This is a genomic window from Paraflavitalea devenefica, assembly GCF_011759375.1.
GTDB lineage: Bacteria > Bacteroidota > Bacteroidia > Chitinophagales > Chitinophagaceae > Paraflavitalea > Paraflavitalea devenefica.
This window is the reverse complement of the sequence record NZ_JAARML010000001.1, coordinates 1,172,633-1,196,803: the sequence shown is the minus strand read 5'-3', so window position 1 is coordinate 1,196,803 and position 24,171 is coordinate 1,172,633. Positions and strand designations below refer to the sequence as shown.

The 24,171-nt window shown below is 40.6% G+C and carries 19 protein-coding genes; 10 read left to right on the top strand and 9 right to left on the bottom strand.

Features of this window, described 5'->3' with window-relative positions; all coding sequences use genetic code 11:
* Position 1: 1 nt before the first annotated feature.
* Both HB364_RS04790 and HB364_RS04785 read right to left on the bottom strand, forming a co-directional pair.
* Positions 2–2,164 (bottom strand): gluzincin family metallopeptidase, encoded by a 2,163-nt coding sequence (locus HB364_RS04790; protein ID WP_167286737.1) that lies wholly within the window; start codon positions 2,162–2,164, stop codon positions 2–4.
* A complete protein-coding gene (locus HB364_RS04785) occupies positions 2,161–3,468 on the bottom strand; it encodes a patatin-like phospholipase family protein (protein ID WP_167286736.1) in 1,308 nt (435 codons plus the stop codon). The genes HB364_RS04790 and HB364_RS04785 overlap by 4 nt, the downstream gene beginning before the upstream one ends.
* Before the next feature lie 664 nt (positions 3,469–4,132).
* Between HB364_RS04785 and HB364_RS04780 the strand changes: the two genes are divergently transcribed.
* The gene (locus tag HB364_RS04780; protein ID WP_317170675.1) at positions 4,133–4,882 is read left to right on the top strand and encodes a murein L,D-transpeptidase catalytic domain family protein; all 750 of its coding nucleotides are present in this window, start codon (positions 4,133–4,135) and stop codon (positions 4,880–4,882) included.
* Positions 4,883–4,935: 53 nt separating this feature from the next.
* Here the strand turns inward: HB364_RS04780 and HB364_RS04775 are convergent, their stop codons facing one another.
* Positions 4,936–6,570, bottom strand: a complete 1,635-nt coding sequence (locus tag HB364_RS04775) for a L,D-transpeptidase family protein (protein ID WP_167286735.1) — start codon at positions 6,568–6,570, stop codon at positions 4,936–4,938.
* Positions 6,571–6,644: 74 nt separating this feature from the next.
* Here HB364_RS04775 and HB364_RS04770 point away from each other — a divergent pair, with 74 nt between their 5' ends.
* The 3 genes from HB364_RS04770 (at position 6,645) to HB364_RS04760 (ending at position 8,642) form a co-directional block, all read left to right on the top strand.
* A complete protein-coding gene (locus tag HB364_RS04770; protein WP_167286734.1) occupies positions 6,645–7,220 on the top strand; it encodes a peptidylprolyl isomerase in 576 nt (191 codons plus the stop codon).
* Positions 7,221–8,012: 792 nt separating this feature from the next.
* Positions 8,013–8,159 carry a hypothetical protein gene (locus HB364_RS04765; RefSeq protein ID WP_167286733.1) on the top strand — a complete coding sequence of 49 codons (147 nt, stop codon included), beginning with the start codon at positions 8,013–8,015 and terminating at the stop codon, positions 8,157–8,159.
* Positions 8,160–8,291: 132 nt separating this feature from the next.
* Entirely contained in the window at positions 8,292–8,642 is a 351-nt protein-coding gene (locus HB364_RS04760; RefSeq protein WP_167286732.1) for a DUF3127 domain-containing protein, read from the top strand.
* An 87-nt stretch (positions 8,643–8,729) separates the two neighbouring features.
* Here HB364_RS04760 and HB364_RS04755 read toward each other — a convergent pair whose 3' ends face one another.
* Positions 8,730–8,873: a hypothetical protein gene (locus HB364_RS04755; protein WP_167286731.1), complete on the bottom strand. Its 144-nt coding sequence runs from the start codon at positions 8,871–8,873 to the stop codon at positions 8,730–8,732.
* 178 nt (positions 8,874–9,051) lie between these two features.
* On the opposite strand from HB364_RS04755, the gene HB364_RS04750 reads away from it, so the two are divergent.
* Positions 9,052–9,534 (top strand): hypothetical protein, encoded by a 483-nt coding sequence (locus HB364_RS04750; protein ID WP_167286730.1) that lies wholly within the window; start codon positions 9,052–9,054, stop codon positions 9,532–9,534.
* 177 nt (positions 9,535–9,711) lie between these two features.
* Here the strand turns inward: HB364_RS04750 and HB364_RS04745 are convergent, their stop codons facing one another.
* Positions 9,712–10,728 (bottom strand): hypothetical protein, encoded by a 1,017-nt coding sequence (locus tag HB364_RS04745; RefSeq protein WP_167286729.1) that lies wholly within the window; start codon positions 10,726–10,728, stop codon positions 9,712–9,714.
* Positions 10,729–10,797: 69 nt separating this feature from the next.
* On the bottom strand, positions 10,798–11,556 hold the full coding sequence (locus HB364_RS04740; protein WP_167286728.1) for a hypothetical protein: 759 nt from the start codon (positions 11,554–11,556) through the stop codon (positions 10,798–10,800).
* A gap of 590 nt (positions 11,557–12,146) precedes the next feature.
* Between HB364_RS04740 and HB364_RS04735 the strand changes: the two genes are divergently transcribed.
* From HB364_RS04735 to HB364_RS04715, 5 genes are all read left to right on the top strand, one after another.
* Entirely contained in the window at positions 12,147–12,923 is a 777-nt protein-coding gene (locus HB364_RS04735) for an HNH endonuclease (protein ID WP_167286727.1), read from the top strand.
* 28 nt (positions 12,924–12,951) lie between these two features.
* Positions 12,952–13,839 (top strand): DNA cytosine methyltransferase, encoded by an 888-nt coding sequence (locus tag HB364_RS04730; RefSeq protein ID WP_208419852.1) that lies wholly within the window; start codon positions 12,952–12,954, stop codon positions 13,837–13,839.
* A 240-nt stretch (positions 13,840–14,079) separates the two neighbouring features.
* Positions 14,080–16,503: a hypothetical protein gene (locus HB364_RS04725; RefSeq protein ID WP_167286726.1), complete on the top strand. Its 2,424-nt coding sequence runs from the start codon at positions 14,080–14,082 to the stop codon at positions 16,501–16,503.
* Positions 16,504–16,505: 2 nt separating this feature from the next.
* A complete protein-coding gene (locus tag HB364_RS04720) occupies positions 16,506–17,033 on the top strand; it encodes a GIY-YIG nuclease family protein (protein WP_167286725.1) in 528 nt (175 codons plus the stop codon).
* Positions 17,030–18,271: a DNA sulfur modification protein DndB gene (locus HB364_RS04715; protein ID WP_167286724.1), complete on the top strand. Its 1,242-nt coding sequence runs from the start codon at positions 17,030–17,032 to the stop codon at positions 18,269–18,271. The genes HB364_RS04720 and HB364_RS04715 overlap by 4 nt, the downstream gene beginning before the upstream one ends.
* On the opposite strand, the gene HB364_RS04710 is transcribed toward HB364_RS04715, so the two are convergent.
* The 3 genes from HB364_RS04710 to HB364_RS04700 are packed head-to-tail and all read right to left on the bottom strand — an operon-like array spanning position 18,264 to position 23,470.
* On the bottom strand, positions 18,264–19,370 hold the full coding sequence (locus tag HB364_RS04710; protein WP_167286723.1) for a phosphoadenosine phosphosulfate reductase family protein: 1,107 nt from the start codon (positions 19,368–19,370) through the stop codon (positions 18,264–18,266). The genes HB364_RS04715 and HB364_RS04710 overlap by 8 nt on opposite strands.
* Positions 19,363–22,608, bottom strand: coding sequence for a hypothetical protein (locus tag HB364_RS04705; RefSeq protein ID WP_167286722.1), 3,246 nt, complete (start codon positions 22,606–22,608; stop codon positions 19,363–19,365). Before HB364_RS04705 ends, HB364_RS04710 begins: the two co-directional genes overlap by 8 nt.
* Entirely contained in the window at positions 22,589–23,470 is an 882-nt protein-coding gene (locus HB364_RS04700; protein WP_167286721.1) for a DUF4007 family protein, read from the bottom strand. The genes HB364_RS04705 and HB364_RS04700 overlap by 20 nt, the downstream gene beginning before the upstream one ends.
* Between the last annotated feature and the right edge of the window lie 701 nt (positions 23,471–24,171).

Sequence of the window (24,171 nt, the reverse complement as noted above, 5' to 3'; positions counted from 1 at the left end):
ATCATAAAACTTTATGCATAATGGCAAATGGTTCTGCTTCCAGGTTGCCATAGGCCGTTCCGAAATAAGTGGCGTTCAGGGAAAAATCATTATTATTAAACAGCATCTTGTATTGCCGTTTCATGCGCTCATGATCATCAATATCCTTCTTAATAACATACTTCAGCTTTACCTGGTCCTTGCTGGAAGCATAATTCAGGTCAAAGATCAACGTGCATCCGCCCCTGAAAATAAACCAGCCTTTGGGCAACACCTTTTCACTGCCCTCGCCCGTTAAACCTTCTTCTTTATCGGGATACTTTTGTTTCTTAGGGGCTGCTCCTTCCTTTTCCGGTAATGCATACCACCCTTTCTCCGGATCATCCGCCACAAAAAAACCTTTCACTTCCACATTACCATACTTATCTGTTTCACATACCACGCCACGCCGCTGCGTAAGGGTTACCAGTATCTGGTTCACCACATTCCCGCTTGGGCCTACACGGCTGGCCAGCTTTAAATTATGCACTTCCAGCTTGGGCGCGCCGGGCGTATTCTGTCCTGTTGATCTTCCAATACCCTGCTCATCGATCAATCGCTCATCCAGGAGCAGGCCCGTCAACTTACTGAATTGCTCCACCGCCTCCTTTCCCATAAACCGCACATTCAGCCGTTGATGAAGTCCCATAATACGGTCAGTAGGATTCTTCGTTTTGGTTTGCTGCGCTTGGAACGTTTTATCGCCCAGATCACTGATACTACCTCCTGTAATAAAGATCTTCGTAAGCTTATAAAGCTCTTCCCGGTTGGTGATATAGCTGATCTTCTCCTTAAACAATTTGAAAAACTCGATCAGGTTCGTAAACTGGCCCTCAAACTCTCCCACCTCTTCCTCCGCCTTGCACAGCAGGCTTTCCACGCTCATATTCTTTACATTGTCCGGGAAAATGCCCCGGCGCTGGAAAGCTTCTATAATAGCAATGCGATAATCCAGGTTATCTTCCTCTACCAGGTCATAATCAGAAGTGATCATCGCCCGCAGGTAATCACCAAAATTGATATCCATGGGCGGACAATAATCCAGTGCCCGGATACAGATCTTCAGGATCTGCCCGGCTGTTTTACTCGCTTCCTGCGCCATGCGGTTCACCAGGTCAGGATGTAAGGAACCCGGCGACAACATACCCGTTCCTCCTGTAGCAATGCGCAGCAGGTCGGCCACACGACGCCGGTAAATATTACTGAACATATCAAAAATAGTGGCCACCAGTATGGAGCCACGTTCATGAGGTTCAATGATCCGCTGGTAATCTGCCGGGTCCGGTACATGCGGTTCCCATTTGCCGGTCTTATCATTCATCTTTCCCAAAGCGTCCCGCAAACTGCCATAGTGCCCAATGGCCTTGCCAAACTCCTGGGCCAGTTGGCCAAGCAGGTTTTGGCTGGCCAGGTCGCCACGCGTACGGGCAATCTGGTCCTTCAATACCTCCGGGAAAGTAAAATGCTGGAACAACGCTACAATATCTGCAAAAGCTTCATGAAAGGCCAGGGAGTCGGGATGCGTTGCTTCAATATAACGCCGGTGCATACCGTCCAGCAACGCGTGTGTGATCTCATGCGCTATAATATCATGGCTCAGGCAGGTAAATACAGTACCCCCGGGCATCAGTAAACTGGGCGTGTCGGGTGCAGCACTGAAATAACCAAACAGCAGCGCTTTCTTCTGCGGGCTATAATACGCGTTCGCTTCCCGCAGGGCATGCGGGTAAATACGTAGCCGCTGCACATAACCTGCTGAATAACCGCTCTTATCACGGTAAGGGCTCCATAAGATCCTGCGCCCCAGCGCCCGCTCAAAATTCTTAATCGTGATCATAGATACCGCATACACCATTTGCTGATGGAACTGCGGGTTACTCTCTGCCGGCTCCAGTCCATCCTGCGCCAGCGTATAGGGATCATCCAGGTTTACCGGTTTATAAAAACAACCACTGGCCGGATCAAAATCCACCACCTCAATATATTCTCCTACCGGCCCCGGTTGCAACGGTTCCCAGGGCACCTTATAAACAATATTATTGATCACGTTCGTATCCAGCTTCAGCGACAAGGAGGGGTCGAACGTATAAGCCCGCAGCTTGCGGAATGCAGGTTTTAATGTAGTAATATTGACGCAGTCTTTCATCTCGGTTGCGTTAGTGTGGGGCAATACAGCCTTACCTGTAGCTCTGTAAGGTTGGCCGCCTGTATAGCAAGATAAGTAAGTTCTTCCTTAGATAAAGGGGTCAGGTTAGTGCCTACACTACGGGCAATAGTAAGTTGCGGTGGCTTCAGGTTATGCTGCAGGATCTTCTTATAATCCACTTCATTCTCCAGGTAAGTCGTAAGCTCCTTGCGGTACCGCTTCGGATCTGCCACCCATTCCGGCTTGAACTGGTGGGCTTCCATCACTTCCTCCGTGATCTTTCCTCCGATCAGGTTATCAATAAACCTGGGGATGCACTCCTCCAGGTTCCATCCCAGCGACAGGTAGGCGATCTGCCGGTTGGCCGTCGCCGCATTGGCATAAATATCCTGTGTCATCTGGAAATTCTTGATCCGCGCCATAAACACATCCATCGTCCGGATCAGCAAAATCAGCAGGTTATTATGCGAACCCTCAAAGGGTAGCTTATTGCCGGCATCACTCGTAATAATAATATCACAGCCATACATACTGTTTGCCTGCGTGATCTTATGGATACCCTGGTTATCATACACGCCGCCATCTACCAGTTGCGGATTTACCCGGATAACATCTGAGGACGATTCATAAAAATCTTTATCGATAGGTACAGGTGTAAAAGCAAAAGGCACACAGGAAGAAGCCATCACCGCCCGGGCTACCGGAAAGGCATCATGCTTAAAACGGACGGGCGTGTCCATAAAAGCATATACCGAATCTTCCATCTTCAACCGGGAAAAAGTAAAAGGCCTCGCTGTTTGCAGGTTCGTGGAGCCGATAGCCAGCAATGGTTTATTGGTTAACTGTGATAAAGTGGCCTCCTTATAAAAGAACTTGTCGTATGCCCGTTCCACCTCTTTGCTCACGGGAAAAATGGCAAACTGAAAACGGACAAACAGGTACAGCATCACAGCGATCAAAATGGGCGATAGCCAGGCATAAGGGGTAAACAATACATAAATCGCCGGCGCCAGGAATACCAGTAAGAACAGCACAGTCCTGATAAAAGTAAATGAGAGAAATACTTCTTTAATAACATTCTTATGGCCCAGCGCCTCCAGCATATGCTTTTCAAATGCTTCATAGTCCTTATTGTTCAGGCAATAATAAGCGCCGGTAATAGACCCTCCGGATATGGTAGACAGTACGTCTACCTGGTGTAAAATGCCCATCTCATGCAACTTCCGGAGTGTACCCAAATGAAAGGCAGCAGCCCTGTACCCTCCACCGGACAAGGATAAGCCGATTTTTTTTTCAGCAGCCATAATGATCGTTTACAGTTATAGGTATAATGACATGGTAAAGTAGGAGTAAGGAAACAATGGTTTTGCTAAACTGACGCTTTTTTAAAACACGGGCAATAGTATAAGTACCTAATCTTTAAAGCACTATGCCCGTATTGGGTCAATAAAAGGAAGGAAAAGCTGGGAATGACAAGATTTAGCAGGCATAAAAAGCGAAAAGTGCATTCCGTAGGGAATACACTTTCCATCGAACGTCTATTCCTTTTTCTTTCCATCTTCCATCTTTTTACGGATGGTTGATTTCTTTCTTGAAGGAAATCACCGTTCGTTCAGCCATATAAGTATAAACTTCATGCCATAAAATAACCACCAAATGCTCTCTTGTATATCAGTTAGTTAAGATAAGAGCTTATTGGCTTCATCATTTTTGGGGTTATCATTCCACACCACAGAAAGAAGCAGGTGTAGAAACAATTCCCATCTGCATCAGCCACGGCTTTCGCTACATCGGTCACCCTTTCTATAAAAATACCTTCACCTACTGAATATCACTTAGCGGCCTTAATGACAAAGTGTTAAAGTTCTTTTAACCAGCCATCCCGGTGAACTAACCGCTCCCGGAAAACGTCTATATGGTCGGTAAACGGTCTTAGTAAAAATTCATCATTTAAAATCCTTGAAATCTGTGACAAAACCATTTTTATTCATCTTCGCTTTGATCATTGGTGGCATAACAGTAGCATTGGGCACATCGGCCATTTCAGGTCCTGCCACCAAACGCATGGACCCCGCTCCGGCAGCCGTCCCTGTTGCTGCTGAAAGCAAAGCCGTATTATATGACAGCCTGCGGCTGGATACGCTCGCCCTTTCACGCGATGCATTCAGCTATGCCCTCCAGGGATATAAAACCCTGCAGGCTGCCGGTGAATTAGCCAATCAACGTATCCTTACTATTATAGATTTTAGCCTGCCTTCTGCTAAAAAGCGATTATTCGTCGTAGACATGGCAAGCGGAAAACTCTTGTTCAATACCTGGGTATCGCATGGCCGCAACTCAGGGACCGATATGGCTACCCGCTTTTCCAACAGGAATGGAAGCTTGCAGAGCAGCCTGGGTTTTTATATTACAGGCGATACCTACAATGGAGGCAATGGTTATTCACTAAAGCTCGACGGGCAGGAGAAAGGCATCAATGACAATGCCCTGCTGCGTAAAATAGTAATGCACGGCTCTGCTTACGTAAACGAACGCGTTATAGCAGCCAAAGGATATATTGGCCGCAGCCTCGGTTGCCCGGCTATACCCGCACCACTCACTAAAACCATCATCAACACCATCCGGAATGGAAGCTGCCTTTTCATCTACAGTCCCGATAGCAACTACATAACAAGATCAAAGATCCTGGCGCCAGTCATAACCGATACCCTCAGCTAATCTTATCCTCGGTGCCTTGCTGCCTTTATGCCTTGTTGCCTCAATACCTTTCCTCACCGGTTAGCCAACGTTTCTCCGGTAGCCGGTTGCATAAACAGCTTCTTGGCCATTCGTGCATCATGCCCGTAAATATCCTCCCGGAACTGTAACTGCTTATGATCATCCGCCCAGGCCGTATAATAATAGATCAGCACCGGTACCGGATCTTTTACACGTACATACTTCTCCTTGCCGCTGTTCATCGCGCTGTCTATCTTCTCATGTGTCCACTGCGGCTGATTGATCAGCAGGTATTCTGCCAGCTTTACCGGCTCACGCAGGCGTATGCAGCCATGGCTGAAAGCACGCTTATCCCTGTTGAACAACTCTTTGAAGGGCGTATCATGGAAGTAAATATTGAAACGATTGGGGAATAAGAACTTGATCTTGCCCAGTTGATTCTTGTCGCCGGGCAACTGCCGTATCACCGGCAAGCCGTCTTCTTCTTCTCCGGTGATCTCCATATCATTTTCAGCCAGGTAATTGTTATTCTTTTCCATGGCTGGCAACACCTCATTCCTGACAATATTTTCCGGCAGGTTCCAGTAAGGGCTGAACACCACCTGGTTCAGCTTGCCCGAGAACATCACTGTACTATGCCCCTCTTTTCCCACCACAATATCCATATCAAACAACTGCTGGCTGCCATCCTGCACATACAACTTAAAAGCAGGTATATTCACCCAGATAAGATTACCGGAAGGCTCTGCCGGCATCCAGCGCATCCGTTCCAGGTTTACCAGCAACTGGGCGATTCTCTTTTCAGCAGGAACATTCAGTTCTTTAATCAGGGCAAGGGAGATCGCTCCGTCTGCAGTAAAACCATAGCTCGATTGTACGGTTTTAATAGCGTTCAACAACTCATCATTGAAAACTGTGCTCGTATCTGCGGCTGGTAGCTGTCCGGTAACCTGCAATCTTTTTTTGATAAACACAATAGCCGTATCAATGCTTCCTTTCTTAAGTTTCTTCTTGAGTGTCGGAATAACCGGCCAGCCTCCTTTTTCCTCAATGACTACATAGGCCGCCAGTTCTTGCTTCAATGCCTTATAATTTTCATTGGGAACATCATCATGTTTCAGTTCAGCCTTTGCCAGTTCCATAACAGGATACTTTTTGGCCGGCACCAAATGTACCAAAGCGGCCATGCGCTCTTTGCGGCCATTATAATTGTCCCATACATAATTCACATAACGCCAGGTAAGCAACAACTCCGTTTTGCGGATATCGGCATCATCATCGTTTACCCGCAGGCTGTCCTGGGCCATCAGGTTTTCCAGCTTCCTGTCCAGCTTTTTATGCGTAGTGCCGCTGTCCTTCGTGTAGTCATACAAATTCCGGAAGGCAAGCGCCTGTTCGGTAAGGCCATCGCTGGCAAACCAGGCATATTGATAATTGCGGGTGTTATAAAAATTACGCATCCCGGTGCTTACCGTATCATTCAGCTTTTGTTCTGTAATAAACCCTTCCACGGTCATACTGTCCAGGAACAGGTCACTATAAGCATTGGCCTTCGTAATACTTAAATCACGGGGTAAGAGATCTTTTTCTTTGTTGGCTGTACCTCCTCCTCCTTGCCTGGATTCATCATTACAGGCAGTAACAGCAATAAGAGCTAATGCGATAAACGCGACGGTTATTTTATGCATACCGTATGCTCTTCAAAACCTATGCCTTTGGCCGGCAAAACATTTAATTTTGCCCCATCATTTACCCATTAAACATGACAATCAAGAACTTTCTCATCGCAGTTATTGCACTACTCGCCGCCTGCTCTCCCAACTACAAAAATCCCCATGTGGAAATAGAGACCAGCATTGGCGATATAGAAATAGAACTTTATCCCGATCAGGCGCCCAAAACCGTGGCCGCTTTCTTATCCTACATAAAAGCCGGTTATTACAAAAACGCCAACTTCTACCGCGTACTGAATGCTGATAATCAGCCCTCTGATGCCCCTAAAGCAGAATTGATTCAGGGGGGCCTATATGGCTCAAAAAGACCTGAGCTGCCGGGAATTCCCCATGAAACCACGCAACAAACAAAAATCCTGCATAAGGATGGTACCATATCCCTGGCCCGCCTCGAACCCGGAACAGCCAATACAGAATTCTTCATCTGCCTCGGCGATCAGCCGGGATTCGATTTCGGAGGTGAAAACAATCCCGACAAACAAGGCTATGCTGCCTTCGGAAGGGTAGTAAAAGGGATGGATATCGTTCGTCGTATCTACAACATGCCCGAAGACGATCAGCGCTTTGATCCCCTGGTGCCAATATATAACATAAAGAGATTATAAGTTTAAAATGGCCATTATTAATTAAATGTTAACTAAGTGTAATGTAATTGTGTTTAATCAAGCTATTTCATGAATTCCTTTTTTAGACTGATATACAATAGTTTACATAAACTTAATTTTTCCCCCTTCCCCGCAGTGTCTCCCGGAGGGGACACTGCGGCATAAATTCAATCAAATAGTAATAAAACTAATTTGATGCCCAAAAAGCGTTGGACATGAGGGATAAAATCCCCTGAAACCCTTATCCAGTAAGGGTTTTATATTTTCTTTAAGACCTTTGAGATCATTAAAATGGCAAAAACTTGATTTACACCCTTGAAAAACGCGCCTTACTTTTACATCAGAAACGGAGACGATAGGTAAGCAAAGAGAAAAAGAAAAGAGGAGATAAGAAAAGCTTAAGCAAGGCAGCAAAGAGGCTGCTACTCAAAAAAGATTATTACGTTTTTTCATATGGCAAGCAATCGTTAGAGGTCAGCTGTTTCTACAGGTGACCATTTTTTTTACCTTGATTCCTGAAAGGATCATGCTCAAACACATAAGCTGCCAGAAACACATAGCTGTTATACACTCCCACTATTGCCGATTGCTGTTTACTCACGGATTGTTTTGTCTGCACACACGGTTTGTTTGCATCATCAGGTAATGCCTGTTTCCATTTGCCAACGTTTGCATGGTCCAAAGAATGCTTTGGTCTGCTGAAGGACGCTCTCGCTGGAGAGAATCCGGCAAAGGCAATCTATTGCCTGGGCAGGTTCAATTTCTGTAAAACATATCTAAAAATATAAAATCATGAAAGCATTAATTAAACAACTGTTCTTCGACAACGAACTCGTAGGCCGCATCAAAAAAACAAAAACCAACAAAGCTGTTTTGTACAGTGCTTTATTGGATGGCCGTATTACACTGGCCGAATACATTGCTGCTACAACAGCATAACGGTAACCGTCCGGAAGCCAACATAATAGAGGTGATATCTTTCATTTGTAGGGGGTTATAAAAGTGTATAACTCCCCAAAGATTTAGTGAACAGGCAATGGTACATTTTCATACATTTGCCCAAAATCACTTATGGACATCAGCGGAAAGATCTTACAACTGTTGCCCTTGCAAACCGGTCAGGGTAAAAATGGTCAGTGGAAAAAGCAGGAATTCATCCTCGAAACGGCCGATACATATCCCAAAAAAGTCTGTATTGCCGTATGGGGCGATAAAATAGATATGAGTGGCGTAACGCCTGGTGCGCAGGTAACGGTATCCTTCGATGTGGAGAGCCGGGAATTCAATGGCCGTTGGTATACCGATGTAAAAGCCTGGAAAATTGTAGCAGGTTCCAAAGCTGGCGGCAGTACGCCTGCTTCCGAGCCAGCCCCCACCTTCCACAATGCTCCCGGTGGTGCAGATGATGACCTGCCGTTCTAAGACTACTTTCTGTAAAAGAATAAATGAAAATGCCGGCTATAACATACTTGTTATGGCCGGCATTTTTTTGGCAGCGCCCTGGCGGGATCAAGGGGTAATCTTCTTTGCCAAAGCGTTGCCGGGTACGGGTCGTTGTTTTTGGGTATCGGAGGTAAGATCATTAGATTTGACGAGGCAGATGTGGATCACCACAAAAGCAATAATCAACATGGTTTTTATAGGACGACTCATTTAAAACGGTTTAAAGGGAGCTTGCGGTTATTACCTTACCAGCGTTCTGGCTGGGTTACAACGTAAAGGTATAATGGCAGCAGGCCCGTTTACAACTAAAACAGCCTGCCATTTAAAAGGATGCGGAGAACCTTATACCCGCCCTAAGTGTTTTTTTGGGCAGGCATACACGAAAAGCATGAAAGCAGCTACGGTACACGAACTGAAGGATGAACTACAGCAACTGCCGGTAAAGGAACTGGTAGAACTTTGCCTGCGCCTGTCGAAATTTAAAAAAGAGAACAAAGAGCTGCTTACCTACCTCTTATTTGAAGCGCATGACCTGCCGGCATACATCACCGTTGTAAAACAGCAAATGGAAGAGGCTTTTGAGGCCCTCAACAGTTCGCAAATGTTTCTGGCTAAAAAGACCATCCGGAAAACCCTGCGTATTGCCAACAAGCATATCCGGTTTACCGGGAGTAAACTGGCCGAGGTGGAGCTGCTCATCCATTTCTGCAGCCTGCTACAAAGTGCCGGGCTCAACCTGCAAAAAAGTACGGCTATGCTCAATCTCTACCAGGCCCAGCTCAAAAAGGTCCATGTGGCACTCAAAACCATGCATGAAGATGAGCAGTATGACTATAAACGGGTAGTGGAGAAATTAGAAAATAAGGTATAAAGCAAAGGGACAGCGTTGCCTTTGCACGCCGTCCCCTTTATATCGCCGCTTTCCTATAGCCTGGCTTTATAGACCAAAGATAATATTTACGGGAAAATATAGGTAATGCCGTTTTATAATATTTCATTATATAGGCAGAAACATATAGTAAGCAGCTTATAGCAGGGGCTTTGTTTATTAATGGGTATTCCTCACGGAAAGGGAGCGCAGCATGGGCAGCACCTCCTTACGGTAATAGGGCTCTTCTGTACACCAGAAAATATACGAAAGTTTTAAATAGCTGGTGGCAAAATCCATGATTTCCGGCAAGGTTACAGGCTTACCCGTTTTGGGATTTATAACGCTGTAATTGCCTTCCTGAACGGCTACGCCGGTAGGGGCAATGCCGGCCATATCCCTGATCAGCGGATAGCTATTTATCATCTGGAAAGGACGGTACACCTTAATATCAGGCCCGCCCATAGCCAGTTTTATCTGGCGGGCATATTGGTAAACAGCCTCCAGATCAGCCTTGGAATCACTCCCGGAATCGCCCGGCATAAAATTCGCGTATAGCAGCGGTACCGACTTCTTAAAACTGCTTTTCAACACCTGCATATTTTGCTTAATGGCTGCTACATAACTGGCCCTGGTAAATCCGGACGGTCGAAGCTCCCCCGTCTCCGGGAGATCAACAGACGTTTCAGGAAGATTAATTCCTTCGATCTTACCATCAAACTGCCTGGCCAGTTGTTGCAACAGCAAGTGAAAGCGTGCTGCCACGGCAGGGTCCCAACGGCGGGCTACCCAGCCTGCTTTCACAGGCCGGCCATCAGGGGTGAATCCATACTGCGCATTGGCGCCGCCGTTATAAACAGGATCTTTCAACAGATAGGCCGGTATGTTCAAACGTGTACTGTCAAAAGTCACGTCCTGCACTTGGATAAACAGCTTCTTCCCATGAAGCCGGAGAAAAGCAATATCTTCTTCAATCTCCTTGAAATTGTATTCGCCTTTAGACGGCTCCAGGGTTTTCCATGGATACGTGATCTGCGCCCCGGCAATGCCCGGATGCTTATAAAAAGCCGAATCATGTATCCCCTCCCTGTCACGGGAGAAAAAAATAAAATGCTTTATAGCCGTTTGGGCATAGCCTGAATGGAAACAGGCTGTACACGCTGTAATCAGGATGAAAACCACACTGTAGAACTTCATGAATAAAAGGTTTATGATGTCTCTAACGTCAATCCCGGCAAAAACTATGGGAAAGAATAGCCAAACTGATCATACTGCTGTCTCCATTCGTGCCGCCTCCAAAATTTGTACAGCCCCACCCTTTACCAGTACTTCTTTTCCTTTATCCAACCTATAAAGCTGAATGCCCAATACCTGCACCAAAACATCGCCCGACTTGGCGTTCAACGCATGCTCCAGGTAAATCGGTCCGGGCGTTTTCCGGCTCAGGGGCAGCAGGTCACTTGTTTGGATTTTACTGCAATATTCTTGCTTGTCAAAATTCACTGCTATGCCAACGCTCAGAATACGGAAGTGCGTGGCTTCTTGGCGAAAAGCTCTTCTTTTATAGGCAATAAAGGAAGGTAATTGAACCTTCATAAGGCCTGTAGCGGCATCCAGACTTTGTTGAATCTTTACAGGCAGGGCTGTCGCGAGCGTGAGGTTTTGGTTAAAGTCAAAACCTGTCAGCACGCCCACATCGCCTGCCGATGCGCAGCGGCTGCCCAGGTCGCTGGTAGGGTCCTGCCGGGACACTGCGCGGAGTAACCCATGCATATCACCGTTTAGGGTAGTGCAACGTACGCCATCCAATAGGCTGCCCAGGGCACGACGCAACAGGGTAGCATCCTTGACCGCCTGCTTGAATTCATGGGCATAATGGCGGGTACGTGCAAAATTTTCATGCGTTAAGACCTTTTCGCGTGTCGGACCGGTTTTTGCTCCTACCACCTTACCTTCTGCCGTTTTGCGGAATGTCAGGTCGTCAATCGTTCCGCGAATGGTAACAATACTTTCATATTTTGCCATAAGATTGGGTTTTAACCAAACTTACAACAACGCATACCCCATTTCCAAATGTGCATGTCCCATTTCGGTCTAAACCTGCACAAATGGCCGAAATGTCCCTTTTTGTATGTCTTATTTGACTTTATTACGTCCTAAAATAGCTATACAATCTTAAACATGCAATAAGTCCTGGTCAAAGTCAAGGTGCTTTATAGATAAGGTCAGGATGCCTTATCCCACAAGTACCATGGTGATAAGCCAGAGACAAGCCAGTGATACGCTAATAGTAAGCCAATAGTAAGACGGGAAGCCTCAAATGCAGGCGGGACGCGGATTTTTGCTCAGATGAGGTTGAGCGGCTGCTGTATGCAGACAGGTAGAAAGAAGATCTAAGTCTTTGTTATTCATATAATTTTGAAGATACGAAAAACAAGTATTATTCTACTAAAAATGATTGTTGGATTACTTGACATTTGAAAAAACGTGACTTAAAAGCAAATGTGTGTATAACAAAAATAACTAAAATTGTGTCCTGAAGAATACAGCTTCGTAGCAACAAGATTATTACTTTTAATGCGCTAACGGCTACGTAATTTAACAATATTTAATTTATGAAGGAAGGGAATAAGCTTTGGGCAAGGGATGAACTCATTCTTGCTCTCAACCTATACCTAAAGCTGCCCTTTGGCAAAATGCACTCCCGCACGCCAGAGATCATGCATCTGGCTAATCTTATAGATCGTACGCCTAACTCCGTAGCCATGCGTCTGACAAACTTTGCCAGTGTAGACCCCTTTCATCAACAACGTGGAGTGAAAGGACTGGAGGGCGGTAAAAAGCAGGTTCAGCCAATTTGGAATGAATTTATCAATAATAGGGATGAATTACTTTTTGAAAGTGAAAAAATATTGGCCGCCAAAGAGCATACTGTTATAGAAAATAAATATGCTGAAGCTTTACAGGGTACGGAGAATATGAAAGGGGAGGACAAATTTAGAGAAGTAAAAACAAGGGTAAATCAAAACGTATTTCGTCAAATAGTAATTGCCAATTATGCTGGCAAATGTGCCATTACCGGGATTGACATACCGGATCTGTTGATTGCAAGCCACATCATTCCATGGTCCAAGAGTGAGCAGGAAAGACTGAACCCAGAAAATGGCATATGCCTTTCCCCTTTATATGACCGGGCTTATGATAAAGGTTATATAGGTATCAATGAAGATTTTGAAATTCTCTTGTCACCTAGGCTAAAAGAAAAGCATACATTAGAATACCATGCAAAACACTTTGCTGTATTGACCGAAACAAAAATTAACTTACCACAAAGATATCATCCTAAGAAGGAGTTCTTACAATATCACATGGATACAGTTTTCCGTAGGTAGCACCTTAAAACAAAATAACGATTGCTATATGTATGTGCCAACAGCTAAAGGTTACTTCTCCGGATGCGGAGGTATGGAAATAGGTATCATGCAGGCTGGGGTAAAAGTGATCCAATCCCTCGATCTTGATATAGAAGCCACTAACTGCATGAAGCTAAATCCACATTATTTTTCTCATGCCGTACTTACAGCAGATATAAAGGATAAAACAGTATTGGAACAGCCGCCAACCGACATTATTGTGGGCACCTATCCATGTACAAAGTATTCCACCATTGCAGATATTCATGGTACTCGTACGGGCGATGATCTGTTTTTGCATTTCTTTCGTCACATTGCTATTGAGAAACCGGAAATGTATGTGGTAGAAAACGTACCCGGAATGAAGAAGTTTAAAGTGGTGATGGAGGCCATGACCAAGTTGCCCGATTATTATGTACAAGTTTTTTGCCCAGTGGATGCAGCTAACTGGCTACCGCAACGGAGAAAAAGACTTATACTCTTCGGCACAAGAAAGCCATTTAATATCAGTGCTCCCAATAGCATCAGAAATAAGCCACGCTTAAAGGATATATTAGAAAAAGACCCAGTGGTGGAAATGCCAGACTATGTAATAAGCCGTATCAAAGGAAAGTATAGGGATAAACCAATAATTGTAGATCCTGAACAGCCGGGTGCTTTGGCGCCTACCTGTGTAGCTCATTATGCAAAGGATTTGGGTACAAGGCTGGTGAAAGACCGGAAAGCTAAATATGGCTTACGCCCCTTCTCAATCCGCGAATACGCCCGGCTGCAAGGCTTTCCAGATGATTTTGCTTTTGAGAATAAAAGGAGTGCCTATAAACTTATCGGTAATGCAGTGCCAGTACAAATGGGCAAGTGGGTGGGAGATGTGGCGATGAGGTATTTTAATTGAAGTACGGCTATCTATCACAGGAAAGCCGGGTGAATAATTGATGTGTAAGTTGCTTAAAATCATGTATTTATGTTTTTATTAAGGCCATTGTGTTTATCTATGTCCATTCCTGTTAAAGTTAGATGAATCAATGTTGATTGACATCAAGGGTTTCAATAGACTAAGTAGTTAATTCCTGACGTTTAATTATTCGTGTTAGCGATATGGAAAACTTTTGTATATTGAAAATATCTTCATTTCATGCCAACCAAACCATCTAGTGATTTCAAAGCATTGTTTATAGACCTTTATTTTGCCAAAACTGAAGAAGAAGTCGATAAAGTAATTGCCAAGAATTTGACACTATTTGTAAATAAGAATTGGGTTCCTATTGGAAACAATGATAGCAACTATGGAATTATCGAAAATCAGCAGTCAAATCCAATTGCTGCTATAGTCGAAAAAGTGACTAATTCGATTGACGCTATTCTAACAAAAAAATGTTTAGAAAATGGCATCGCTCCTTCCGATAGAAAAGAGGCGCCAAAATCGATGGCTGAAGCTATCAAGCTTTTCTTCCCAGAATACAAACAATGGGAACTTCCAACTTTTAGAAGGAAACAAGCTGAAGAAATACAGATTCTGGCCGATGGGCCTCCAAGAAATACCTCAGTTATTATATACGATAATGGGGAGGGCCAACATCCACAGGATTTTGATAAAACTTTTCTTTCTCTCGTAAGAGGAAACAAGAACAATATTATGTTTGTCCAAGGCAAGTATAATATGGGTGGTTCCGGAGCTATTGTTTTTTGTGGAAAAAAAGGCTATCAATTAATTGGCTCTAAGAAGTTTAATGGGAAGGGTAAATTTGGATTTACCTTGGTGCGGGAACATCCTTTTGAAAAAGGGGAAGAAGATATAAAGAAAAATACCTGGTATGAGTATCTCGTGATTGATGGAGTGATACCGGCCTTTGATTTAGAAGGAGAATTAGATCTTAAATTGTTAAATCGTAAATTCAAAACTGGAACTATTGTTAAGCTCTATTCTTATCACTTTCCTCCTGGCTATTCTGGTTTCGCTCAAGATCTAAATCAAAGCCTAAACGAATTTTTATTTGAACCAATACTTCCTATTTATACCATCGATAAAAAGGAACGATATCCAAATAACAAAGTGCTGGAGATGGATTTATTTGGTTTGAAGCGTAGGCTGGAGGAGGATAGTAATTATGTTGACGATATGTTTTCTGAAATCTATACGGACGAAATGATTGGAGAAATGAAAGTAGCGTGCTATGTGTTTAAGGCAAAAGTTGGTGAAAATGATGTAAAGAAAACCAAAGAAAATATTCGACGCTTTTTCTTTAAAAACAATATGTCAGTGATGTTTTCTGTCAATGGACAGGCGCATGGACATTATACTTCTGAGTTTGTTACGCATCAGTTAAAATTCAATTTATTAAAAGATTATTTGTTGATACATGTTGATTGTACTAAAATGAAATATGAATTCAGAAAGAAACTGTTCATGGCCTCGAGAGATCGCTTAAAGGGTGGCGAAGAAGTACAATACCTTAGAGATTTTTTAGGAAAGAAATTACGAAAAAGTAAGCTTGATGATATTAATAAAAAGCGTAAAGAATCTATAGGTCTTGATAGTGAAGATACCAATGAATTATTAAAATCTTTTGCCAAAAACCTTCCCAAAGATTCTGATTTATTTAAACTTCTACAGAATACCTTGAAGCTGGAGGAAAAGAAACAGGAAAATACAAAGAATGATAATCCAAAAGTTGAGAAATCCAAAAAAGAACGAGAGCCCTTTAGCCCAAAGCGGTTTCCTTCATTCTTCAAGCTCCGTAATAAAAGTAATGGTGAAAAATCAGTTTTATCCATTCCCCAGTCCGGCGAAAAAGTGATTAAGTTTGATACAGATGTAGAGAACGGATACTTTGACAGAATTGATGAACCAGGTCAATTGGAATTAGCAGTAGTATCAATAAAGCGAAATGAAGGAAATGGAGGAAATCAAGAAGGCAACGAACATGAATTAAACCATCTTTTGAACATTGCTAAAAGTAGCCCTAATGAGGGTACAATCAAGGTTTCTTTAAATCCTACTAATGAAATGAATGTCGGCGATGAAATAGAAATCAAAATAACTTTGACCAGCCCATCCGGACCATTCGAAGAAATCCTATTGGTCCAAGTCAAGGAAAAGGAAATAAAGCCAACTGAAATACCAAAGCAAGAGGATGATCTGGATAACATAGGGTTGCCTAAACTGGAAAAAGTAAAAGAAGAAAACTGGTCAAAGCTGGAAGAGGGCGGTGTTTCTATGAATATTAGTACTGTTATGCATCCGATGGGAGAGGGGAATAAATTAGATGTTATTTATATTAACTTGGACAGTAGCGTTTATCTACGATACAAGGCCAAGTTAAAAACAGAAGATCAAATTACCATAGCTGAAAAACGCTATTTGGCTTCTATCTATTTTCATACTTTGTTCTTATACATGATAACAAAAAAGAAAAATTATAAACTTCAATTAAATAAGGAAGGTCAAGACGAAGATAAAACGGTTGATGAATATTTGCGGGATATTTTTGATAGTTACTACTCGGATTTTTTATTAAATTTTGGAATGGAACAATTGATAAACTCACTAGAAGATTAATTATGGATTCTACCGCCTTTTCTTTAGGGGAACAGTTAGATAAACAAAAGGTTAAGTACATTTTGCACAAAAGTTTATGGGATAAGTTTGATTATCCACACTTGGATTTAAATTTTAACAATTGGACTTCTATAAAGTATTTAAATGCTGATGCTACCAATTTTGGCAATGATATTGAGGTAGTGCCGAATAACAAGGGAGGTCTCTATTTGTTTTACGTGAAGTGTGATATATTAAGCGGCATTTCTGAGTTCCCGTTTTATATTGGGAGAGCCCAATTAACAGATAATCAAAACTTGCGGAAAAGAGTAAAAGAATATTTTCAGAAGTACTCCAATAATGATGAAAGGCCAAAAATCTATCGAATGATTCATTATTGGGGTAAAGAGTTATATTTAGCATTCTATCCACTTGATGATAATGAAGAAATAAAAAATATCGAAAGGGATATTATTAACTCATTAGTTTTACCGATGAATGATTTAATTCCTGATAAAGTAATTAAACAAGCAATTAAAGCATTTGAATGATGAAAATACCTGCGCTTAAAGCAAAAATTGGTTCATGGGACTATTATGTGACAACACTGACATTTAAACAGGTGAATGACTATGTTTCAAAAATTGATGATCAACTTCATAAAAGTGAAACGTTGAGAGATTTGATTCAAAGAAGTATAACTGGCAATTATTTAAGTATAAAGGAGTATATCCTCAAGCAAGGGGAACTTTTTTTTAATTCATTAGTTCTTGCCGTTTATGATGATTATCCTAATTGGCGAGAAATTGAATTCAAGTATGATGAATTGGAGACTTATAAAATGGGCCTTCTGGAGTTCCCTGGTTCACATAAGATATTTCCGGTAGATGGACAACATCGAGTGGAAGGGATTAAGGCTGCCTTATTGGAGAGACCCGATTTGTCAAATGAGCAAGTTGGCGTTATTTTTATTGGGCACAAGAATGATGAGCATGGAAAGAAAAAGACTAGAAGGTTGTTTACTACTTTAAACAGGTATGCGAAACCTGTAAGTGATGATGACATTATCGCATTGGATGAAGATGATTCGGCAGCGATTGTAACCAGGGAGTTGCTAGATGAATATGATTTATTTACAGGAACCCGGGTTGTTTATGCAAAACAAAAAGCAATTCCAAATAATAATAAAGATGCTATAACATCAATTATAACGCTATACCAAGCAAATGTTGAAATTTTCAAAAACTTTATGTTTATTAAGAGTGGAACAAAAATCACAAAAGAGCGGTTAGCAGAACTTCTCAAATTTCGGCCTACGGATGAGGTTTATAACTCATTCAAGAATTATTGTATCAGTTATTGGGATTCTTTCAAAACTTTAACAGTAATAAAAGAATACTTAAGAAAGAAAAAAGACTTTTCCGATGATTTTAGAAACGGTGAAACCGGAGGTAATCTATTATTTAGGCCAGTAGGATTTCTTCCTTTCATCAAAGCCTCATTACGAATTAATAATCAGCATAACATTGGGTTTAAAAAAATATTTGAAAGATATAATAAATTCAATTTCGAAATTCATAATAGACCCTGGGTTTACGTATTATGGAATCCTATCGAAAAGAAAATGGTTATGAATACTTCTTCTTTAACAGAATTGATTTTATTGTATCAATTTGACAATGACATATTGACAAAAAAAGAATTAACAAAGTTAAAAGAAGGATATGCTTCAAGCTTAGCAATTGATTCTCCTTCTAAGGTTAGATCAATTTTACGATTACTTAAATAAAGCATGCTGCGCATCCTTCCGATTCTGTATCATCCAGAATATCCAGCAAATAAGGAGACTTAGTTTTAGTTTTGGGTTTGTTCAAATACTCTTCTTTAATGATATCAATTCTTTCCGGTTGTATTAGGTCAGATAGGCTTTCATTTTGGTTCCAAGTAAACCCCTCCTTTTCATTTTCATATTGCATAGCAAGTTTAAATCGTTCAGGATGTTGCTCGTAAAGCCATACCCATTCAATTTTTTGTTGAAAAAAACAAAAATAACAGCCAGAGCGGCTACGAGCATATTCACCAATCTTACCGTTATGCTTAAAAACTATTTTCTCATAGTAATTGGGGACGCCTACGCCGCTTTCTCGTAAGATTCTGAAAATATCATCTCTTACTAACACATCCTCATTCTCTAAAAGGGGAAAATGCGGGGTGTTGGCTAATGGGTAATTAGTTGTCTTTAAAAACTCATGAACAGCCTGATTAAAGAATGTAATATTTTGGCCTAATAGCAAATCGAGTTTCTGTTCTTGATTGAATTTAAGCGAAAGGGGTTCGTTGATAATTTCAAGACATCTTCTTATTTTATCTTTTGGGAAGTAGAAACTATATATCTCACTAAGCGTAGCAATATTGTCATTCTTTATTACTTTGCTTATAACATCTTCACTCCATATGTTTCTCCTGAAAGGAAAAATGGATTGAATATTCGGCTTTCGGGAAATATAACCTTCTCTGTCTTCATCTCCTCTTATTCCTACGTAGGAAACTACAGGCGCATCGCCAACAAAAGTTTCGAAAGGATCCAATTTGAGATACTTTGTACACCAGCGGGCATTAGAAGAAGGGAGATATCCGCCGAATAAATTGTAAAAGTGATCAAATGGCTCCTGGCTGCTCTTGGCTGCAGCTTTTAATCTATTAATTGTTTTGCCTAAATAATTTTCTAAATTATCTACAAGTGTATAAGTTTCTGCCAATTCTTTCCCAGTATCACAGAAATAATATTCAATATCAAGTTCTGGGTAAAGATTATGTAAATAGATAGCTAACGCAGCGCTATCCTTTCCTCCAGATATCCCTAATACGTGTCTAACCTTCTTATTCATGGTTCAGCAACTCCTGTAATAGTTTAGCTAATATGGTTACATTAATCTTTTTATCCGCTCCTAAAATTCCCTTTATTTCGGTTACCTTATTATCAACCTCTTTTGTTTTTGTTTTCGGAATCCGGATAAGATTTTTGTTTAGCCCTTGCACAAAGCTTGTGACTTCAAGTTTTAATACCTCTTCATTATCCTCATTAATGTCTGCTTGGCTTATTTCACAAAGGTTATCCAGTTCATATACCAGATCTTTTAATTTATCATATAATAATTTCTCTTCCTCATCAGTTATCGATGTCAATGGTTTACCAATGCAACTCTGTGCAATAGAATTTAACCACGCTTTCCTATCATCTAAAGTGGATTGTACGCGTGTATAAAACGACTTTTGGTGATTAAGCAATAAATGCGCTTTTAGCTTTTTGAATCTTGCTTTTATATCCTGTTTATAATCGGGAAAGGGTGAACTGCTGCCTATTAACTCCTTTGTCAAATAGTTTTCAAATCTGTCTACCACTGCATCGAACGAGGTTCTAAGCTCACGAATAGCCTCTTGCATATCTTTAATAAAAGCTTCAGCCTGTATTGGGGACTTCTGTAATTCTTGTAGGCTATACCCTAGGGCAGTAGGGAAGTCATTAAAAAATGCCTTTTCTGGATCTTTCGCACTAGCTATTACCTGCCTTAATGCAATCGTTTTTTTATCTAATCTGTTAGTTTTCTTTGAATATTCAGGTAAATCCTTATAAAAGATTAAGAAAGGCTTAATAGTCTGAATAAAAGTTTTGTTGGTAGGTTTTTGATGTTCCACTTGATTTAGCAACACGCGGTATCTATTAAACAATTGTAGTTTAACACCAGCAACATCAAAAGCCTTTAATTGAAAGAAACTAGGACGCTTGTTGATTAATTCTAAAATATCTGAAGTAAGTTCAGGTATATAGCTGCCGCTTTCAAACAAAGCATATTCATCATTGTTAACTAAAAGAAAGACCGGAACCCAATAATCTATGAAACCTTGTTTTAACTTAAAAGGGCGTTTAGATAAGAGGGAAATAAGTTCTTCAAGATTTCTTTCCTTCCCTTTCGTACTTAGCATAAATTGAGCACAAGCGTCCCAGAGTTCTGTAAATGACGAGTCTATTGGTTTTTCCAAAACACCAACTCCTTCGAGAGCTTGATGTATTCCAGTACTTCGTAAAAGTGTCAAATAGATAGACTTCTCTGGTGGGAATTCAGATTCTTTAAATCCTAGATTTTCTTCTTGTACTTGAGATAAAAGCTTTTCAATTAATCTTTTTCTCGCTGTAGCTATCTGCCCGGATATTTTCGTTTTATTGATTAACTCATTCTTATAAATAGGTGTATATGGGTATATCTCTTCACAAATCTTCGAAAGCTGCTGATTAAAATGTTGTCGGCTATTTAACTTGATTTTCTTTCCTTTAAAAAACCAAGTGATGGTGCCTTTATCTGTATATAGATTGTCAAAGACATAATGATTAAGTAGCTTAATTTTAATCGACAATTCTTCATTTAAAAGTTTTATGGCAGTTCTGTCATCTTGATTGTTTTCAATAACTTTTTTTATTTTCTGAATCTCAAATAATATAGTTTTAATGTCAGCAGTATTTTTATAATAGCCATATAAAATAGCTTCTTCACACTTGGATGAAATGTCTTCTATTTTTTTGATAATTTTCGAATCCTCTGAAAAAAGAAGATTTATGAATCCGTCAACCTCCCCTTCAGGAATTAATTTAATAGGCTCATCTGTCAATTTGAATTGAAAGAAGCGAGGAGTTCCTATTTCATAATAAACTGATTTAGCAGCTATAAAGGGAAACTCAAAATATTGGTTGAGATGATCAACCACATTAGTCAATTTCTCTATCAATCTTCCTGCATCATCTATTGCCAATTCAATATCAAGATCCGTACCCTCAAATAAAATATACCTAAGGCTATGATTCACATATCTGACGATTTTTTTGCTTTCCAATTCTTTTAAAAGGCCTTCAGGATTTTTTAGGCCCATAGCAAGCTTGGCATAATTGTAATAAAACCGGCGTTCAAGTTTGGCTGAGGCCGGAGAAAAGATATTGAGTAAACCGATGAGTTTTACTAAATCGCCGGCCTGTTTTTGCGAAAGCGTATCTGTAAAGAGGCCTTCTAAACGTTCTTGCGCCTTTCTAATAGCAGACCATTGTGTATAATGCGGATTGTATTTTGTGGTCAGAAAGGAGTAATAACCGTTTAATAAATAATCATAAACTTGGGATATGCTGAAGTATGTTTTATTTTTTGAACTAAACTCATTGATCCCTAAATGATCGTTAGATTCAATAAAAGAAAATAGGCTTCTTTCATTTTGTCCATATTTTTGTAAAGCGAGAGTCAATACGGCGGCTGAGAGTATATCAAATGGGTATAACTTTTGTGCAAATTCCTTTTCCAGGTAATCCTTTAAAGGAAAAGCTTTTGCTTCTTTTATGCAGTCAAAAAGTTTATCAAAATTCTTGTCAAATGATTTTGATGGAAATTTTTCATTGATGCGCTCTGAAGCTAAATAAAGTAATTGCTCTACAGGTTCGTTGAAAGCAACATCTTTCAAACGACCTTTCACCTTATCCCATTCCTGTCTTTGTAATTTATTTAAGTGTAATGCGTAAGCGCTAAAATCTTGGTGTAGGGTTGTTATTAGTAGGGTATCATTATCACTATCATTGACCCATTCAGCCAAAAGCTGAATAAAGTATAACTCGGATTCAGGGTTGTTTTTAGCTGCAAATTCTAAGAACTTGCCAAATTCATCCACTATAATCGCCAATCCTTTACCTTTCTTCTTAATAGATTTAAAGTGCTTGTCTAATGCTTTAATAACGTCATTGGCGGTATACCCTTTTCCTAAATTAAATTCTTTGGCGAAATAGGATTCAAGGGATAAAAACTCTCCTATTACGGGAAAGAATTCATACTTAGGGACTTGCTTTATTAACTTATCGAATCCTTTAAAATGGACCTTATTCCCTTCTAACGTTTGTTTAAATGCCAGTAAAAATGATGACTTTCCTGTTCCAAATGAACCAATCAAGACGTGCGACTTAATCCCTGTTATTGCATTGTTTAGGATAGTGTTGAATGATTGGACGGCATTAGGTGTTGGAATGTAATTAATTAAATAATTACTGTCTCGAATGATATTAACGGAAGGTGAAAATTTAATTTTTGAAGTAGCCATGCAGTATTTCCCACTTATTTAGTGTTCTTTTAATTTGGAGTTCCCTTATTCCTGCTGTTTCAGTATAAACTATACCCTTATAATCCTTAACGATCGTCTCTATTTTATTGAATAAGCCTTCTTCACTTAATGCAAATACAACTCCTGGGGAATTATCACCTACTAGCAGTTCTTTAAAAGGAATAGATTTTCCATACATTTCATTGTCCAATATTGCAAACAGCACTATTTCTGAAGGTAAGTCAATCTGTAACTTATTCTCAATTTGAAACCAATCTACTATTCTACCTTCAGCATTTTCTGATTTAAATGAGCGTATTAAATCTAAGTCAATAAGCAGCCCTGAGAAATCTTCTTCGATGTCAATTTTGGTGTCTTTATACGTAGGGTTTAAATAATTTCGGATAAAGACACTGAGATCCGATCCCACCGTTTTTTCATTAAAACTCTGTTCATCATCTTCCATTCTTCTTTTGATGAAGTTTAGGAATTGTTCTTTGGTAAAATCCACCCTGCCCTTACGGAATTCATTAAAAAAAAGAGTATAAATTGAAGCTTTACTGGTTTTTAGTAATGAGTAATGTAATAGCCAAATAGTGGCTAAACTTTCGATATATGGATCTACGCCCTGTTTGTCATGAAAAAGAAAATCTCCCAATTGGGTAACTTGGGATTGATGATCCACTATTCCAAATGATTTTAACCAATAAGAAATAGAGGTTACCATGTTCTTACCAACGCCTAATTCAATAACAGCAGATTCGGCATTAAAATTTCCTTTCCCAATGACAAAATCATACCCCTTTTTAAGCCAAAAGTGTTTGCAAATAAACGATTCGTGCCCAGAAAATTGAAGTTTCATATCAGTTAAGATAGTGACAAAATTAATCTATAAAAAGTGTTGCTACTAAACAAATTAGAAATGTGCAGAAATCCCTAAAAAATGTGACTTATGTCTTTAATTGCGATTGTTGCTTCAAATAAGCATGTTTTCAGTCGGGTTATATCCAACGCAATTTTCATAATGGACGAAATCCTAACGTGAAGCAATGTACACGAAATTTGAAAATTACCCAATAATGGTGTATTTATCTTCAGAAAAGATCCATTGTTCAAGCTGAAAAGATGATCGGTCAAATGTTTTAGAGCCCCCTTGCCTATGAAAATACTATGGGCCTGATGAACGGGAAGATACGATGGTATGTGTTAGTACCTATGGGTACTTGCCAGGCCTCCTACCTGTTGCTGGAAACTAATAAAACAGAGTTTACTTAAATGCAAAAGAAATAAAATGATCGCACCCCATCTACATTCTGCTCAATCAGACTGTAAGTCGCCTGCACGCTTCCAGGAGAAGCTAATTGTCCCCGTAGAACGGCCAACCACTATACAGGACAAATACGGCCTAAATGACGCCTTGTTCCTCTAAAATGGAGTAAATTCCTCTATCCTCCACACTTACAAATATTTATTTCTCCTGCTGGATTCGTTTTTTGCCGTATTTATACGCACCTTTGCAGTAGCTGCACCTATCCTGAAAATGCTCTCTGCGCCCTGCCGCAC

Excerpts from the sequence above, each read along its gene's own strand:
- HB364_RS04790 (WP_167286737.1), bottom strand. The coding sequence starts at position 2,164 with ATGAAAGACTGCGTCAATATTACTACATTAAAACCTGCATTCCGCAAG.
- HB364_RS04785 (WP_167286736.1), bottom strand. The coding sequence starts at position 3,468 with ATGGCTGCTGAAAAAAAAATCGGCTTATCCTTGTCCGGTGGAGGGTAC.
- HB364_RS04775 (WP_167286735.1), bottom strand. The coding sequence starts at position 6,570 with ATGCATAAAATAACCGTCGCGTTTATCGCATTAGCTCTTATTGCTGTT.
- HB364_RS04770 (WP_167286734.1), top strand. The coding sequence starts at position 6,645 with ATGACAATCAAGAACTTTCTCATCGCAGTTATTGCACTACTCGCCGCC.
- HB364_RS04765 (WP_167286733.1), top strand. The coding sequence starts at position 8,013 with ATGAAAGCATTAATTAAACAACTGTTCTTCGACAACGAACTCGTAGGC.
- HB364_RS04760 (WP_167286732.1), top strand. The coding sequence starts at position 8,292 with ATGGACATCAGCGGAAAGATCTTACAACTGTTGCCCTTGCAAACCGGT.
- HB364_RS04755 (WP_167286731.1), bottom strand. The coding sequence starts at position 8,873 with ATGAGTCGTCCTATAAAAACCATGTTGATTATTGCTTTTGTGGTGATC.
- HB364_RS04750 (WP_167286730.1), top strand. The coding sequence starts at position 9,052 with ATGAAAGCAGCTACGGTACACGAACTGAAGGATGAACTACAGCAACTG.
- HB364_RS04745 (WP_167286729.1), bottom strand. The coding sequence starts at position 10,728 with ATGAAGTTCTACAGTGTGGTTTTCATCCTGATTACAGCGTGTACAGCC.
- HB364_RS04740 (WP_167286728.1), bottom strand. The coding sequence starts at position 11,556 with ATGGCAAAATATGAAAGTATTGTTACCATTCGCGGAACGATTGACGAC.
- HB364_RS04735 (WP_167286727.1), top strand. The coding sequence starts at position 12,147 with ATGAAGGAAGGGAATAAGCTTTGGGCAAGGGATGAACTCATTCTTGCT.
- HB364_RS04730 (WP_208419852.1), top strand. The coding sequence starts at position 12,952 with ATGTATGTGCCAACAGCTAAAGGTTACTTCTCCGGATGCGGAGGTATG.
- HB364_RS04725 (WP_167286726.1), top strand. The coding sequence starts at position 14,080 with ATGCCAACCAAACCATCTAGTGATTTCAAAGCATTGTTTATAGACCTT.
- HB364_RS04720 (WP_167286725.1), top strand. The coding sequence starts at position 16,506 with ATGGATTCTACCGCCTTTTCTTTAGGGGAACAGTTAGATAAACAAAAG.
- HB364_RS04715 (WP_167286724.1), top strand. The coding sequence starts at position 17,030 with ATGATGAAAATACCTGCGCTTAAAGCAAAAATTGGTTCATGGGACTAT.
- HB364_RS04710 (WP_167286723.1), bottom strand. The coding sequence starts at position 19,370 with ATGAATAAGAAGGTTAGACACGTATTAGGGATATCTGGAGGAAAGGAT.
- HB364_RS04705 (WP_167286722.1), bottom strand. The coding sequence starts at position 22,608 with ATGGCTACTTCAAAAATTAAATTTTCACCTTCCGTTAATATCATTCGA.
- HB364_RS04700 (WP_167286721.1), bottom strand. The coding sequence starts at position 23,470 with ATGAAACTTCAATTTTCTGGGCACGAATCGTTTATTTGCAAACACTTT.